Origin of the sequence: Mammaliicoccus sciuri (genome assembly GCF_002901825.1) — a bacterium.
GTDB lineage: Bacteria > Bacillota > Bacilli > Staphylococcales > Staphylococcaceae > Mammaliicoccus > Mammaliicoccus sciuri.
Map to the genome: position 1 here is coordinate 268,458 of NZ_PPQD01000034.1, position 15,228 is coordinate 283,685.

A 15,228-nucleotide genomic window follows, 5' to 3' on the forward strand; every position below is an offset into this window, starting at 1 on the left:
TGATGAGGAGAATGAATAATGACTGAACATAATCACGAAGGACATTTAGAAATTAACAATGAGGAAGAATTATTAACATTAATAGACGAAAATAATAATGAAGTCTTATACCGTAAAGTATTAGAATTCTATCACCCAGAATTCAAAAAAGAATACATCATCTTAGCTGAAGAAGGTACAGCAGATGATGAAGAAATCGAATTAATACCAATGATCAATGAAGCTAATGACGACGGTGAAGGTGGTAAATTATTACCAGTTGAAACTGACGAAGAGTGGGATATGATTGAAGAAATCGTTAATACTGAAATGGACGATGTTTAAAATTTAATATGTAATAGTACACTTTACCCCTAATGTGATATAATCATTAGGGGTATTTATTTTACATAAGGAGTTACATATGGAAAAAAATAGTATATATAAAGATGCGAGATTATTATCTAAGTATATTAGTTTAACAATCATAAGCATCCTCTTTTTATTACTTATATTAATTACTTTAATAGGCTTAATTGTAGTAGGTATTAATGTGAAACCTGTTAACGCCGATAGCAATGAGCAAGTTATTGTCAATGTTAATCCAAACACAAATACTGAAATGTTAAGCCAAGAGTTATCCGATAAAAAAATAATTAGAAATGCTACTATTTTCAAATATTATTTAAAACTCAATAATATTTCTAGTTTTCAAGCTGGGGAATATAAGTTTTCTCCTTCAATGTCACCTAGAGATATTGCGAAAAGTTTAGAAACTGGCAAAGTGTATTTAAAAACAGCAGTACAATATGATATAAAAGAAGGTTCGAATATAGAATTAATTGCAGGTATTTTAGAAGAGAATACTTCTATTAGTCGCGAAAGCTTTTTGAAGAAAATGAGAGATCAAGATTTTGTGAAAAAATATCAAAAAAAATATCCCGATATGTTAACGGACGAAGTATTAAATAAAAACTTAAGATACCCATTAGAAGGGTATTTAGCACCAAGTACGTATCAGTTTTCAAAAAAAGATGTGACGATTGATGACGTTACAAATGAAATGTTGAATGAAACATACCATACAACTTATAAAATATATAAAGAAAACGGTGGCTTTAAATATACGACTAACTATGAAGAAAAAAAGATTACTTTCCATGAGTATTTAACATTATCATCTATTGTAGAATCAGAAATGAAAAACGTGACAGATAAATCGAGATATATTTCATTACTTTTAAACAGAATTGAAAACAATCCACAAATTGCTTTGAATTCAGATGCGACAGTAAGATATGCGAATAAAAAAGAGACAACTGAAGCATTATCAGATAAAGATTATAAAAATGATTCAAAATATAACACATATGCACATAAAGGATTACCTATAGGTCCAATATGTAATATATCTGATGAAACAGCTAGAACAACGGTTAACCCACCAGAAACAGATTATTTTTACTATACAACAACCAAAAAGGGTAAAATATTATTTGCAGAGAACTTAAAAGAACAAGAAAAGAATAGAGATAGTTAATATAACAAGAGTCTGGGACATAATGTAATGTTTCAGTCTCTTTTAGCATTTTGGCAGTAGCTGACTGAACCCGAAATGCGCTTGTAACAAGCTTTTTTCAACTCTAGTCATCCTTGCCGGGGCGGGACTACGAAATCTTTTTATACAAATTAGATTTCTGTCCCGCTCCCTTGTTTATATATATATACTTACTTTTTATTCGAAAATATGGTAAAATATCTAATGTTTATGAAATCATATTGTAGATATGACTGATACATACTAACTAGTCAGGAGACTAGTTGGGTTTTTTATTATATTCGAGTGTAAGGAAGTAATGACATGGAAAAAGATATAGAATATATCGAACAATTGTTGTTTCAAAATTCATCAAATATAGATGAATTAAGGCATTATGCTGAACAATATAATGTTCCAATAATGGACAAAATCTCCACAGAGTTTGTTAAACAATTAATTAGAATTAAAGATGTGAAAAGTATTCTAGAGATTGGAACGGCAATTGGATATAGCGCGATGCATTTTGCTTCATGTGATCCGAGTATTAATGTGTGGACGATTGAAAGAAAAGAAGAAATGTATGAACAAGCTATTTCAAATATTAAAGACTTTGGTTATGAAAGCCAAATAAATGTTATCTTTTCCGATGCATTAGAAGCTTTTGAATTATTACCAACCGACCAGTCATTTGATATGATTTTTATTGATGCTGCTAAAGCACAATCACAAAAGTTTTTTGAACTTTATGAACCACTGCTTAAAGATGACGGCATCATTATTACAGACAATATTTTATACCATGGTTTTGTAAGTGATATAGAAATTGTCAGAAACAGAAACGTCAAACAAATGGTTAAAAAAGTTCAAAAATATAATGATTGGTTAATGAATCATGACAAATATAAAACGACATTGATAAATATTGGTGATGGAATGGCCATTTCTAAAAAGGAGAAATTGTAATGACAGAATTACTCGTGACACCTAAGTCCGTTGAACATATTGAACAATTAATCAAATTAGGTGCTGATGCATTTGTCATTGGTGAAGAAAAATTTGGATTAAGACTTGCTGGTGAATTTAAAGAGCCAGAACTTCGTGAAGCTATTAAGCTAATCCATGATCATGGTAAAAAAGCATACGTAGCGGTAAATGGTATTTTCCATAATGAACATATTGATGATTTGGAGTCTTATATAGATCTGTTACATGAGTTAAAAGCAGATAGAATCATTTTTGGCGATCCAGCAGTCGTTATGGCAATGAAAAATCGTGAGAATCCTATACCTTTAAATTGGAATGCTGAAACAATCGTGACAAATCATTTTCAATGTAATTATTGGGGTGATAGAGGTTCAGCTAGAGCGGTGTTGGCTCGTGAGTTAAGTATTGAAGAAGTACTAGAAATTAAAGAAAAAAGTAATGTCGAAATAGAAGTTCAAGTACACGGCATGACTTGTATGTTCCAGTCTAAAAGAAAGTTACTTGGTAATTACTTTATGTATCAAGATAAAGTCATGAAAATTGAAAACCGTAAAGAAAATAAAGACATGCTTTTATATGATGAAGAAAGAAGTAATAAATATCCAATTTATGAAGATTATAATGGTACCCACATTATGAGTCCGAATGATATTTGCTTAATCGAAGACTTAGAGGACTTACTAGAAGCACAAATTGATGCGTTTAAGATAGATGGCGTCCTTCAAACAGAAGAATATATTAATATCGCGACTGAGCAATATAGACAAGCGATTGACTTATATAACGAAGATCCAGAGTTATATGAAGATGAAAAATTTATGTTAGTAGAACCAATTGAAGAGGTTCAAAAAGATCATCGTCCAATGGATCAAGGATTTATGTTCAAACAAACAGTTTATTAAGTTATTTTAAAGGAATGATATATATGAAAGTTCTAGAACCTATTGGCGCAAGTCGTCAAACAAAGATAAAAAAACCAGAACTTCTAGCGCCTGCAGGAAATTTAGAAAAACTCAAAATTGCTGTTCATTATGGTGCGGATGCAGTGTTCCTTGGTGGACAAGAATATGGTTTAAGGTCAAATGCTGATAACTTTACGATGGAAGAAATAAAAGAAGGCGTCCAGTTTGCAGCAAAATATGGCGCAAAAATTTATGTCACAACAAATATTTTTGCACATGATGAAAATATACCTGGTTTAGAAGCATATTTAAAAAATCTAAATGAAACGGGTGCGCACGGTATTATAGTTGCCGACCCACTTATTATAGAAACGTGTAAACGTGTTGCACCTAATTTAGAAATTCATTTAAGTACACAGCAATCTTTATCAAATTACCGTGCAGTTCAATATTGGAAAGAAGAGGGACTTGAGAGAGTCGTTCTAGCTCGTGAAACGAGTGCTGAAGAAATGCGCGAAATGAAAGAAAAAGTTGATATTGAAATCGAAACGTTTATACACGGTGCAATGTGTATTGCATATTCTGGTAGATGTACATTAAGTAATCATATGACAGCAAGAGACTCAAATAGAGGTGGCTGTTGTCAAAGTTGTAGATGGGATTATGATTTAATTTCAGTAGAAGAAGATGGAGAATTAGAGCTATATTTCGATGGTAATGAGATCACGCCTTTTGCAATGAGTCCAAAAGACTTGAAATTAATTGAATCTATACCTAAAATGATGGACATCGGTATAGATTCTCTAAAAATTGAAGGTCGTATGAAATCTATTCATTATATTGCTACCGTTGTATCTGTTTATCGTAAAGTAATTGATCGCTATGCTGAGGATCCAGAAAACTTTAAAATTGATCCTAGGTGGTTGATTGAATTAGATAAATGTGCGAATAGAGATACTGCGCCTGCGTTCTTCGAAGGAGTACCACATTACGAAGAACAAATGTTTGGACATGAATCAAATAAAAAAACACCTTTTGATTTTTGTGGTTTAGTGTTAGACTATGACGAAGTATCACAAATAGCTACCATCCAACAAAGAAATTATTTCAAACCAGGGCAAGAAATTGAATTTTTTGGACCTGAAATTGAAAACTTCACTCAAGTAATTGATAAGATATATGATGAAAATGGTGAAGAGCTTGACGCAGCCAGACATCCACTTCAAGTCATTCAAATAAAAGTGGATCGTCAGATTTATCCAAATAACATGATGAGAAAGGGAATCGTTTGATGGGAAAGACTACAATTATAGGTATTGCAGGGGGTTCTGGTTCAGGTAAGACTTCTGTAACATCCGAAATTATGAAAAATTTAGATGGATATAGTGTTGCATTAATAGAACAAGATTACTATTATAAAGATCAATCACATATGTCTTTTGAAGATAGATTGAAGACTAACTATGATCATCCATTTGCTTTCGATAATGAAAGATTGAAACAAGATTTAACAAGAATTAAAGATGGACATGCAATTGAAGTTCCTACGTATGATTATTCAAATCACACGAGAAGCGATAAAACGATTAGATTCGAACCTAAAGATGTTATTATACTTGAAGGCATATTCGCGCTTGAAAATGAAGATTTACGTAATTTAATGGATGTTAAGATTTATGTTGATACTGATGCTGATTTAAGAATTTTACGTCGTTTAACGAGAGACATTAAAGAAAGAGGACGTACGATGGAATCAGTAATTGATCAATACTTATCAGTTGTAAGACCGATGCATATCCAGTTTATTGAACCAACCAAGAAATATGCGGATATCATCATCCCTGAAGGTGGTAGTAATAAGGTAGCTATTGATATTATGACTACGAAAATTCAATCGTTAGTTAAAAATATTTAAATAATTATAAAGTAAAGGAAGATGGAAGAATGGAAACACAAAAAGAATTTCCTATGACACAGGAAGGTTTTAACAAATTAGAAAAAGAACTTGAAGAATTAAAAACAGTTAAGCGACCAGAAGTCGTTGAAAAAATAAAAGTAGCACGTAGTTTCGGTGACTTATCTGAGAACTCTGAATATGATGCAGCTAAAGATGAGCAAGGTTTCATTGAACAAGAAATTCAAAAAATTGAAAACATGATTCGTCATGCTCAAATTATTGAAGATAATGGTTCAAAAAATGACGTTCAAATCGGTAGAACTGTAACATTTACTGAAATTCCAGGTAACGAAGAAGAAAGCTACAAAATTGTAGGTTCAGCAGAAGCAGATCCATTTGAAGGTAAAATTTCTAATGAGTCTCCAATTGCTAAAGCTTTAATTGGTAAAAAACTGAACGAAGAAGTGAATGTTCCATTACCAAATGGTAACGAAATGAAAGTTAAAATCGTAAAAATCGATTAATCGTATAATAATTTAATAGAAAAGCTGTAGAAACGTATGAAACAAACGTTTTTACAGCTTTTTTTTTATATATAAATCATGGTATTATGATAAAGTATAATTGATTTAATTATCTGATTATTAAAAGCGTTAACAAAGGGGTGGTAAAATTGGATATTAAGCAAGTGAGTGAGACGCATTTTATGATTTATGAACAAAATGAAATCAGTCCAGAAATAAGGAGTAAAATTTCGACGATTGCATTACATATCGAATCATTGCAGCATCCAGCTATTGTAAGTGTGACATCATCATATCAATCAATTATGGTCGCATTTGATGCGAAATATTATACATACGAAACAGTCCTTCATGAATTAGACTTACATCATTTAAATCTTAATCAAGAAAATGCATCACGTTCAAAGAAATTGATAACATTACCAGTTTTATATGGTGGTGAATTTGGACCAGACTTAAATATTGTTGCTGAGCATGCACAATTAACTGAAGAAGAAGTAATTCAAATACACACGGAAGAAAATTATTTAATTTATGCAATTGGATTTTTACCTGGCTTTCCATTTTTAGGAGGATTAAATAAGAAAATACATACACCTAGAAAAGAAACACCGAGAAGCAAAATCGTTCAAGGGTCTGTTGGAATTGCGAATAATCAAACAGGACTTTATCCGAAATCATCACCAGGCGGATGGCAAATTATTGGTCGCACGCCAATAGATGTTTTCAACTTAAATCGAGAGCCTATGATTTTATATGAAGCTGGAGACTATATTGCTTTTAAAGCTATTCATCAAGAAGAATTTACAAGAATCGAAGACGAAATTGCAAATGGCACATTTGATTATCGTCAGTTAGTAGGTGATTTGAAATGAAATGTATAAAACCAGGTTTGTTTACGACTGTTCAAGATATAGGTCGATCAAAATTTGAAAAAGATGGATTTTCAGAAGCGGGTGTTATGAATCAATATTTATACAGAATCGCGAATGCTTTAGTGGATAATGAAAATGCACCAGTATTAGAAGTGACATTAAATGGACCTACATTGAAATTTGAAGAACCGAACATCGTTGCATTTGTTGCGTATGATGCTGATATACAGATTGATAATCAAACAATACCAGTTAATACAGCAATTTATGTAGAAAAAGGGCAAGTGCTCAATATAAAGACTATTTCATCTGGGGCGAGAGGCTATTTAGCTTTTCATAAATCTTTAAATATTGAACCGATATTAGACAGTGTATCGACACATACTAGAAGTGGCATAGGTGGTAAGAATGGAAGAACATTAAACAGAAATGATGTATTGAAATTCAAAGATAAAACAATTAACCATGACATTATAGGTAATACGTTTAATATCAAGCAATTAGAAGATGCAAACATTATACCAATTATGGAAGGTCTACAATTTGATGAATTTACATCAGAAGCACATTCTCAACTTGTTAATCAATCATATACAATATCAGAAATGTCAGATCGTATGGGTTATCGATTAAATGGGGATGAACCACTTGTACATAAGCATAACGCAGATATTATTTCTGAACCGATTGCACCAGGTAGTGTACAAGTTCCTATTAATGGACAGCCTATTATATTGCTTAATGATCGTCAGACGATAGGTGGTTATACAAAGATTGCTACAGTTAGTTTTATAGGAAGAGAAAAGCTATCTCAATTAAAAGCAAATGATAGCATTACTTTTAAATGGATTTCATTTAAAGATGCCACACTTGAATATCAAACATATATTAAACAATTAGAAGCAGATATAGATGACATTAAACTGAAAAAATATAAAGATTTAAGCAATATTCGTACTAAATCTAAAAAAATAGCAAAACTTATAAAGGGGAATCAATCATGAATATTGAAAAGATAGAAGAACTTATTAAACTCATGAAACAAAATCAAGTAAATTATATGAAATATAAAGATGAAACTGTCGAAGTTGAGTTAGATTTAAAATCAACTTCAAATATCGTCACTACAACGCCAGTTAATAATGTTGAAGAAAGCACGCCAACTTCAAAACAAGAAGAACAGCTCAATACAATTGAAGCGGAAATTCTTGGAACATTTTATTTACAAGATGAAGAAACTTTGCAAAATCCACTTGTTAAAGTGGGAGATGAAGTGAAAAAAGGTCAAGTTGTCGGTTATATCGAATCAATGAAAGTGCTCAATGAAGTTATAAGTGAGTATGACGGTATCGTTAATGATATACAAATTAATCATGGGGATCCTGTTGAATACGGACAAACGATTATCACATTGAAATAAGGGGGATTTTTATGATTAAGCGTTTACTGATTGCAAACAGAGGCGAAATTGCGGTTAGAATTATTAGAACATGTAGAATGATGAATATTACAACAATCGCAATTTATTCCAAAGCAGATAAAGATAGTTTACACGTACAATTAGCTGATGAAGCCATTTGTATTGGGCCAAGTCAATCAAGTGACAGTTATTTAGATATTGAACGCATTTTAGAAGCCTGTAAGATGAGTAAGGCAGATGCTATACATCCTGGTTATGGATTTTTATCAGAATCTACGACATTTAGAAAAAGAGTAGATGAAGAAAATATTATCTTTATTGGACCTAGTTATAACACGATGGATTTAATGGGCGATAAAATAAAAGCTAGAGAAACGATGTACAACGCTAACGTACCGATTATTCCTGGCTCTATTGGAGAAGTAAAGTCAGTAAAAGAAGCAGAAGAAGTTGCTCAAAAAGTTGGGTATCCTTTTGTATTAAAAGCTGCTAGTGGCGGTGGTGGTAAAGGTATTCGAATCGTACAAGAACCTGACCAACTTGAACAATTCTTTAAAGAAGCTCAATCTGAAGGTGAAAAATACTTTGGAGATAAACGTGTGTATATTGAAACATTTATTGATGAAGCTAGACATGTGGAAGTTCAAATACTCGCGAGCAAACATGGTGAAGCGATTCATTTAGGTGAACGTGATTGTTCAATTCAAAGAAAGAACCAGAAGTTAATTGAAGAAGCACCTTGTGCAGTACTAGATCAAGAAACGCGAAATTCACTACATGCTGATGCTGTTAAAGCCGCTAAAGCTTGTAATTATGAAAGTGCTGGAACGATTGAATTTTTATTAACAGATGACGGATATTATTTCTTAGAAATGAATACACGTATTCAAGTTGAACACACAGTTACAGAATTATTAACAGGTGTCGATTTAATAAAGCAACAAATATTAGTAGCTAATGGTGAGAAGTTAACAATTAAACAAGAGGATATCCATTTTGATGGGCATGTGATTGAATGTCGTATTAATGCTGAAAATCCAGAAAAACAATTCCGCCCAGCAGCAGGTGTTGTTCAAGCATTACATTTACCTAATGGATTTAATACGAGAGTAGACAGTATGTTATATGATGGTTATCAAATTCCACCTTACTATGATTCATTAGTCGCTAAAATACTTGTTAAAGGAGAAGATAGACTTGAAGCAATTGAAAAAATGAAAGGTACGTTAGAAGAAACGGTCATTGATGGTTTTCCGACAACGTTAGACTTTTTATATCGCGTGTTGAGCTATGAACCATATATTAAAAATGATATAACAATTAAGTTTCTACATGAACATAAAATCGTTTAAGGAGATGGTATTATGGTACAAGTTGATTTGAATTGTGATTTAGGAGAAAGCTTTGGTAACTATAAACTTGGTAATGATGAAAGTATATTACCTTTAATCACTTCTGCAAATGTAGCATGTGGTTTTCATGCAGGAGATCAACACGTTATGAATGAAACAGTTAAATTGGCTGTTCAACATGATGTACATATTGGTGCTCATCCAGGATTTCAAGATTTAATTGGATTTGGTCGTAGAAACATAGATGTTACACCAGAGGAAGTTTATGATCTAGTCATTTATCAATTAGGTGCATTAGCTGGATTTTGTAAAGTACATCAAACAAAAATTCACCATGTTAAACCACACGGCGCATTGTATCAAATGGGTGCTAAAGATCCAGAAATTGCCGATGCAATTGTTAAAGCAGTGAAAGATTTTGATAATCAATTATTATTTGTTGGTTTATCTAATAGTGAATTGATCGAATCATGTAAACGTCATAATTTAACATATAAGAGTGAAGTATTTGCTGATCGTGCATACGAAGATAATGGCCAACTAGTTTCTAGAAAAAAAGAAGGCGCGCTTATAAAAGATACAAACCAAGCTGTCGCACAAGTAATTAAAATGGTTAAAGAATCTAAAGTTATCACGATAAATGGAAATGAAATTCCGATTGAAGCAGATACAATCTGTGTACATGGAGACGGACAACATGCTTTAGATTTTGTTCAAGAAATTATTCGACAGTTTAAAGCTGAAGGCATAGAAATTATTGCAATGAAATAGGAGGAAAGCGTATGAAGCAAAATAAAGGGTATGAGGAGTTAAATCAACCGTTTGAAATAACAAATAAGCATAGAAGAATTCTATGGGGTGCAGTATTCTTAATGGCTACTTCATCTATTGGACCAGCATTCTTAACTCAAACGGCAGTTTTTACTGAGCAATTTCTTGCAAGCTTTGCATTTGCAATTCTTGCATCTATACTGATTGATATTGGTGCACAAATTAATATTTGGCGTGTTATCACAGTTGTAGGTAAAGGTGGACAAGATATCGCGAATGATGTGTTTAAGGGGTTAGGTACATTTATCGCAATATTAATCGCTATTGGTGGACTAGCATTTAACATCGGTAACGTTGCAGGTGCTGGGCTAGGACTTAATGCGATATTCGGTTTAGATGTAAGAATTGGTGCAGGTATTACAGGCGTATTAGCGATTTTAATATTTGTTGTTAAAAACGCACAAAAAGTCGTAGATATTATTACACAAATATTAGGTGTACTTATGATTGCTATTGTTGCTTATGTAATGGTATTAACAAAACCACCAGTTGTCGAAGCGGCACAAAAAATGATTGTACCTGATGATATTAGTAAACTCATTGTTCCTATCATCACATTAGTAGGTGGAACTGTTGGTGGTTATATTACATTTGCAGGTGCTCATAGATTGTTAGAAGCAGGTATAACTGGAAAAGGCTATATACCATTTGTAAATAGAGCTGCTATTTCAGGTATATTAACAACGGGTATTATGAGAACATTTTTATTCTTAGCAGTACTTGGTGTTGTTGTTACAGGGTTCACTTTAAACCCAGACAATCCACCAGCTTCTGTATTTGAACATGTATTAGGACCTATCGGTAAACAAGTATTTGGTGTTGTATTATTTGCAGCAGCATTATCATCAGTAATTGGCTGTGCATACACAAGTACAACATTCATTCAATCATTACACCCATCTATTAAAAATCATAGAAACTTAGTCATTATTATTTTCATAGTCGTTTCATCTATTGTATTCTTAACAATTGGTAAGCCAGTTAAATTATTGATTATTGCTGGTGCATTGAACGGTTTGATTTTACCAGTAACTTTAGGAACAATTTTAATTGCTTCTAAGAAGAAAAGTATCGTTGGTGACTATAAACATCCAACATGGATGATTGTACTCGGTATAGTTGCTGTTCTTACAACATTAATAGCAGGGGTATTATCATTACAAGGCTTACAAAGTTTGTGGAATAGTTAAAAACTTATTTCAAAGTATACTAATTATGTTAATATAAATATTGAATGAATATGATGGAGTGATAAAGCATGATTGGTATTATTGGAGCAATGGAAGAAGAAGTAGAAATATTAAAGTCATCTATTGAAAATAGAGAAACAATCCAAATTGCACATGTTATTTTTTATAAAGGTAATATAGAAGATAAACAAGTTGTATTAGCACAAAGTGGTATTGGTAAAGTAAATGCTGCAATTACAGCAACATTACTTATCAATGAATTTAAACCAGATTTAATCATTAATACAGGTTCAGCAGGTTCTGTTGATAGCGAATTAAATATTGGTGATATCATTATTAGTAATAAAGTTTATTATCATGATGTTAATGCAACGGCATTTGGCTATAAATTGGGACAAGTACCAAGTATGCCAGAATTTTATGAAACTGATAAGGAATTAATTGACTTAGCTAAATCATCAATAGAACAGCTTGATTTAAATGGTATTGTTGGTGAAGTTGCTACAGGTGATAGTTTCATTGGCTCAATTGATCAACGCAAAGTGATTAAATCTAACTTTCCTACTGCGGGTGTCGTAGAGATGGAAGCTGGTGCAATTGCTCAAACTTGTTACCAATATAATGTGCCTATTATTGTTACAAGAGCTGTTTCAGATTTAGCAGATAAAGAATCTGATGTTACTTTTGAAGAATTTTTAAAAGTAGCTTGCGTCAATTCTAGTAAAATTGTAAAATTATTATTAAATAGAGTGGCATAAGGAGGCAGTTTCATGTTAATATTAATGGCTATCGCTGTCATTGCTACAGCACTTGTTGGTTATGTGATTTATGCGAATACAGAAGTTGAAAAATCTTCTGACCGTGAAATTACAGAATAATATTTAGTGTTGCGAATCGTAAGTGATTTGCAACACTTTTATTTTGTATTCAACTAAAAGGAATGTAAATATAATTTATGTTAAAATAAAAGATAATATTGAGGTGTAATAATGGGATTATTTACAAAATATTTTTTACCAAATGAATATGTTCAATCAGTTTTTAATATAGAACCTGAACATTTAAAATCTAAAAATATAAAAGCAATTATCACGGACTTAGATAATACATTAGTTGGTTGGGATGTTAAAGATCCAACTGATGAAGTGAGAAATTGGTTTGAAAATATGAAAGATAATGGTATAACAGTTACGATTGTTTCTAATAATAATCAAGAACGTGTTGCGTCATTTTCATCAACATTAAATATTGATTATATTTTTAAAGCACGTAAACCACGTGGTAAAGCTTTTAGACAAGCAGCCAAATTAATGAACGTCAATAAGTCTGAAGTAGTTGTTATTGGTGATCAAATGTTAACAGATGTGTTTGGTGGAAATAGAAACGGATTATATACGATTATGGTCGTTCCTGTGAAAAAGACAGATGGTTTTGTGACGAAATTCAATCGATTAATAGAAAGAAGATTTTTAAATTACTTTAAGAGAAAAGGTTTAATAAACTGGGAGGAATAAATTTGACAGAGTTTGCTAAATGTATTGGTTGTGGTGCAACACTTCAATCTGAAAATCCGAATGAAGCTGGATACGTTCCACAATCAAGCTTGAATAAAGAAGATGTCATTTGTAAAAGATGTTTTAGACTTAAAAATTATAATGAAGTCCAAGATGTTGATTTAACAAGTGAAGATTTTCTAAATATGTTGAAATCTCTTCACAATGAAGATGGTCTAATCGTCAATGTTGTGGATGTATTTGATCTAGAAGGATCAATGATACATCGCTTAAAAGATATAGTAGGTAAGAAAAAAGTCGTACTTGTTGCGAATAAAATGGATATCTTACCTAAAGCCATTAATAAAAGAAGAGTCGAAATTTGGTTAAGAAATCGTGCGAAAGATTTTGGACTTAATCCTGACGAAGTTGTACTGATTTCTGCATATAAAAATCAAGGAATTGATGATTTACTATCAACTATCGAGAAAGTTAGAGAAGGTAAAGATGTTTATGTAGTAGGTACAACAAACGTTGGTAAATCTACATTAATCAATAGATTGATTGAAAAGAGTGTCGGTGAAAAAGAAGTTATTACAACGAGTCATTTCCCTGGTACAACATTAGATATGATTGATATTCCATTAGATGATGATTCATATATGTTTGATACACCTGGTATTATTCAAAGTCATCAAATGACGCACTACGTTACAGATAGAGAATTGAAAGTTGTAATGCCTAAAAAAGAAATTAAGCCTAAAGTTTATCAATTAAACGAAGAACAAAGCTTATTCTTAGGTGGCTTAGTTAGAGTAGATTATGTAAGTGGCGGTAGACGTTCTTTAACATGTTTTGTATCAAACGACTTAAACATTCATAGAACAAAGTTATCAAACGCTGAAGATTTATGGAAACGTCAAATTGGTGAACTTCTTAAACCACCATATGATCCAACGAACTTTAACTTCGATAACTTAAAAACAACTGAGATTACAACTGAATCTGAAAGAAAAGATGTTATGATTTCAGGATTAGGATTTGTAACTGTAGATGCAGGGGCAGAAATACATGTTACTGCACCAAAAGAAGTCGAAGTTACATTAAGAACATCTATTTTATAAGAGGTGAATTAAATGAAGTTTGGAGTTATCGGACATCCTATTAGCCATTCACTTTCACCGATTATGCACGCAGCAAATTTTGAAGCATTAGGCAGGGAAGATGAATATGGTGCTTTAGATATTCCACCAGAACAATTTAAACATGTTAAAGAAATCATAAATGAAAAAGCATTAGACGGCTTTAATATTACAATACCGCATAAAGAATCCATCTTGCCTTATTTAGATGAAGTATCTTCAAATGCTAAGCATATTGGTGCTGTTAACACCGTTCTAATACAAGATAATAAATGGATTGGTTATAATACGGATGGTATTGGTTTTGTTAAAGGTTTAATTGAACATTACGGTAGCATTCAAGATCGAAAAATTTTAGTTTTAGGTGCTGGTGGTGCGAGTAAAGGTATTGTTTCGGAAATGCAGAAGTTTACGAATCATAAAATAACAGTGGCAAATAGAACGATGTCTAGATTTGATAATTGGCAAATTGATATAAATGCAATAAGTCTAACAGATGTTCAATTTGTTCTTCACACATTTGATATTATTATTAATACGACACCGGTAGGCATGAATACACAGCATAGTGAATTCATTATTCCTGTGGAGAAGATATGTAAAAATAGTTTAGTTTGTGATATCATCTATATTCCTGAAAAGACACCGCTACTGCAAGCATGTGAACAAGCAGGTATTGCAATTTATAACGGATTGGATATGTTCGTTTATCAAGGCGCAGAAAGTTTTAAAATATGGACTGGGCAAGAAGCTCATATAGAATCAATGAGAAATAAAGTACAAGAGGAACTTAAAAGGAGATCATTATGTTAACAGGTAAACAAAAGAGATATTTAAGAAAAGAAGCGCATCATTTAGATCCAATTTTCCAAATTGGTAAAGGCGGATTAAATGACAATATGATAGACCAAGTGCAAGACGTACTTGAAAAAAGAGAATTGATCAAAATTCATATCTTACAAAATAATATGGACGATCATAAAGAAGTAGCTGAATCAATAGCTGAACAAGCAGGTGCTGAACTCGTACAACTTATCGGTAATATTATTGTCTTATATAAAGAATCTAAAGAAAATAAAAGATTAGAACTACCATAATA

18 protein-coding genes are annotated in these 15,228 nt (G+C 31.9%); all 18 read left to right on the forward strand.

What is annotated here, in order from left to right:
• Positions 1-18: 18 nt before the first annotated feature.
• The 18 genes from CD035_RS12710 to yhbY all read left to right on the forward strand — a co-directional run bounded on the left by CD035_RS12710 (position 19) and on the right by yhbY (position 15,226).
• Positions 19-324: a DUF1292 domain-containing protein gene (locus CD035_RS12710; protein ID WP_025904237.1), complete on the forward strand. Its 306-nt coding sequence runs from the start codon at positions 19-21 to the stop codon at positions 322-324.
• Positions 325-403: 79 nt separating this feature from the next.
• Positions 404-1,519, forward strand: coding sequence for an endolytic transglycosylase MltG (mltG, locus tag CD035_RS12715; protein WP_048539663.1), 1,116 nt, complete (start codon positions 404-406; stop codon positions 1,517-1,519).
• Between the two features lie 321 nt (positions 1,520-1,840).
• Entirely contained in the window at positions 1,841-2,482 is a 642-nt protein-coding gene (locus CD035_RS12720; protein ID WP_048539664.1) for an O-methyltransferase, read from the forward strand.
• Entirely contained in the window at positions 2,482-3,405 is a 924-nt protein-coding gene (locus CD035_RS12725; RefSeq protein WP_048539665.1) for a peptidase U32 family protein, read from the forward strand. Before CD035_RS12720 ends, CD035_RS12725 begins: the two co-directional genes overlap by 1 nt.
• Before the next feature lie 23 nt (positions 3,406-3,428).
• Positions 3,429-4,697 (forward strand): peptidase U32 family protein, encoded by a 1,269-nt coding sequence (locus CD035_RS12730; protein ID WP_048539666.1) that lies wholly within the window; start codon positions 3,429-3,431, stop codon positions 4,695-4,697.
• Positions 4,697-5,320, forward strand: a complete 624-nt coding sequence (gene udk, locus CD035_RS12735; RefSeq protein WP_025904232.1) for a uridine kinase — start codon at positions 4,697-4,699, stop codon at positions 5,318-5,320. Before CD035_RS12730 ends, udk begins: the two co-directional genes overlap by 1 nt.
• Positions 5,321-5,349: 29 nt before the next feature.
• Positions 5,350-5,826, forward strand: coding sequence for a transcription elongation factor GreA (gene greA / locus CD035_RS12740; RefSeq protein ID WP_025904231.1), 477 nt, complete (start codon positions 5,350-5,352; stop codon positions 5,824-5,826).
• A 149-nt stretch (positions 5,827-5,975) separates the two neighbouring features.
• Positions 5,976-6,701: a 5-oxoprolinase subunit PxpB gene (pxpB, locus tag CD035_RS12745; RefSeq protein WP_048539667.1), complete on the forward strand. Its 726-nt coding sequence runs from the start codon at positions 5,976-5,978 to the stop codon at positions 6,699-6,701.
• Entirely contained in the window at positions 6,698-7,705 is a 1,008-nt protein-coding gene (locus CD035_RS12750) for a 5-oxoprolinase subunit C family protein (RefSeq protein ID WP_048539668.1), read from the forward strand. Before pxpB ends, CD035_RS12750 begins: the two co-directional genes overlap by 4 nt.
• A complete protein-coding gene (locus tag CD035_RS12755; protein ID WP_048539669.1) occupies positions 7,702-8,121 on the forward strand; it encodes an acetyl-CoA carboxylase biotin carboxyl carrier protein in 420 nt (139 codons plus the stop codon). The genes CD035_RS12750 and CD035_RS12755 overlap by 4 nt, the downstream gene beginning before the upstream one ends.
• 14 nt (positions 8,122-8,135) lie before the next feature.
• Positions 8,136-9,473, forward strand: coding sequence for an acetyl-CoA carboxylase biotin carboxylase subunit (gene accC / locus CD035_RS12760; RefSeq protein ID WP_229412557.1), 1,338 nt, complete (start codon positions 8,136-8,138; stop codon positions 9,471-9,473).
• Positions 9,474-9,485: 12 nt separating this feature from the next.
• Positions 9,486-10,244, forward strand: coding sequence for a 5-oxoprolinase subunit PxpA (gene pxpA, locus CD035_RS12765; protein ID WP_048539671.1), 759 nt, complete (start codon positions 9,486-9,488; stop codon positions 10,242-10,244).
• A gap of 11 nt (positions 10,245-10,255) precedes the next feature.
• Positions 10,256-11,494: an NRAMP family divalent metal transporter gene (locus tag CD035_RS12770; protein ID WP_048539672.1), complete on the forward strand. Its 1,239-nt coding sequence runs from the start codon at positions 10,256-10,258 to the stop codon at positions 11,492-11,494.
• 68 nt (positions 11,495-11,562) lie between these two features.
• Positions 11,563-12,252, forward strand: a complete 690-nt coding sequence (locus CD035_RS12775) for a 5'-methylthioadenosine/adenosylhomocysteine nucleosidase (protein ID WP_048539673.1) — start codon at positions 11,563-11,565, stop codon at positions 12,250-12,252.
• A 231-nt stretch (positions 12,253-12,483) separates the two neighbouring features.
• A complete protein-coding gene (locus CD035_RS12780; RefSeq protein WP_025904225.1) occupies positions 12,484-13,008 on the forward strand; it encodes a YqeG family HAD IIIA-type phosphatase in 525 nt (174 codons plus the stop codon).
• Between the two features lie 2 nt (positions 13,009-13,010).
• A complete protein-coding gene (gene yqeH, locus CD035_RS12785) occupies positions 13,011-14,111 on the forward strand; it encodes a ribosome biogenesis GTPase YqeH (RefSeq protein WP_048539674.1) in 1,101 nt (366 codons plus the stop codon).
• A 12-nt stretch (positions 14,112-14,123) separates the two neighbouring features.
• On the forward strand, positions 14,124-14,942 hold the full coding sequence (gene aroE / locus CD035_RS12790) for a shikimate dehydrogenase (protein ID WP_048539675.1): 819 nt from the start codon (positions 14,124-14,126) through the stop codon (positions 14,940-14,942).
• Positions 14,936-15,226 (forward strand): ribosome assembly RNA-binding protein YhbY, encoded by a 291-nt coding sequence (gene yhbY, locus CD035_RS12795; protein WP_048539676.1) that lies wholly within the window; start codon positions 14,936-14,938, stop codon positions 15,224-15,226. The genes aroE and yhbY overlap by 7 nt, the downstream gene beginning before the upstream one ends.
• The last annotated feature ends 2 nt before the right edge of the window (positions 15,227-15,228 follow it).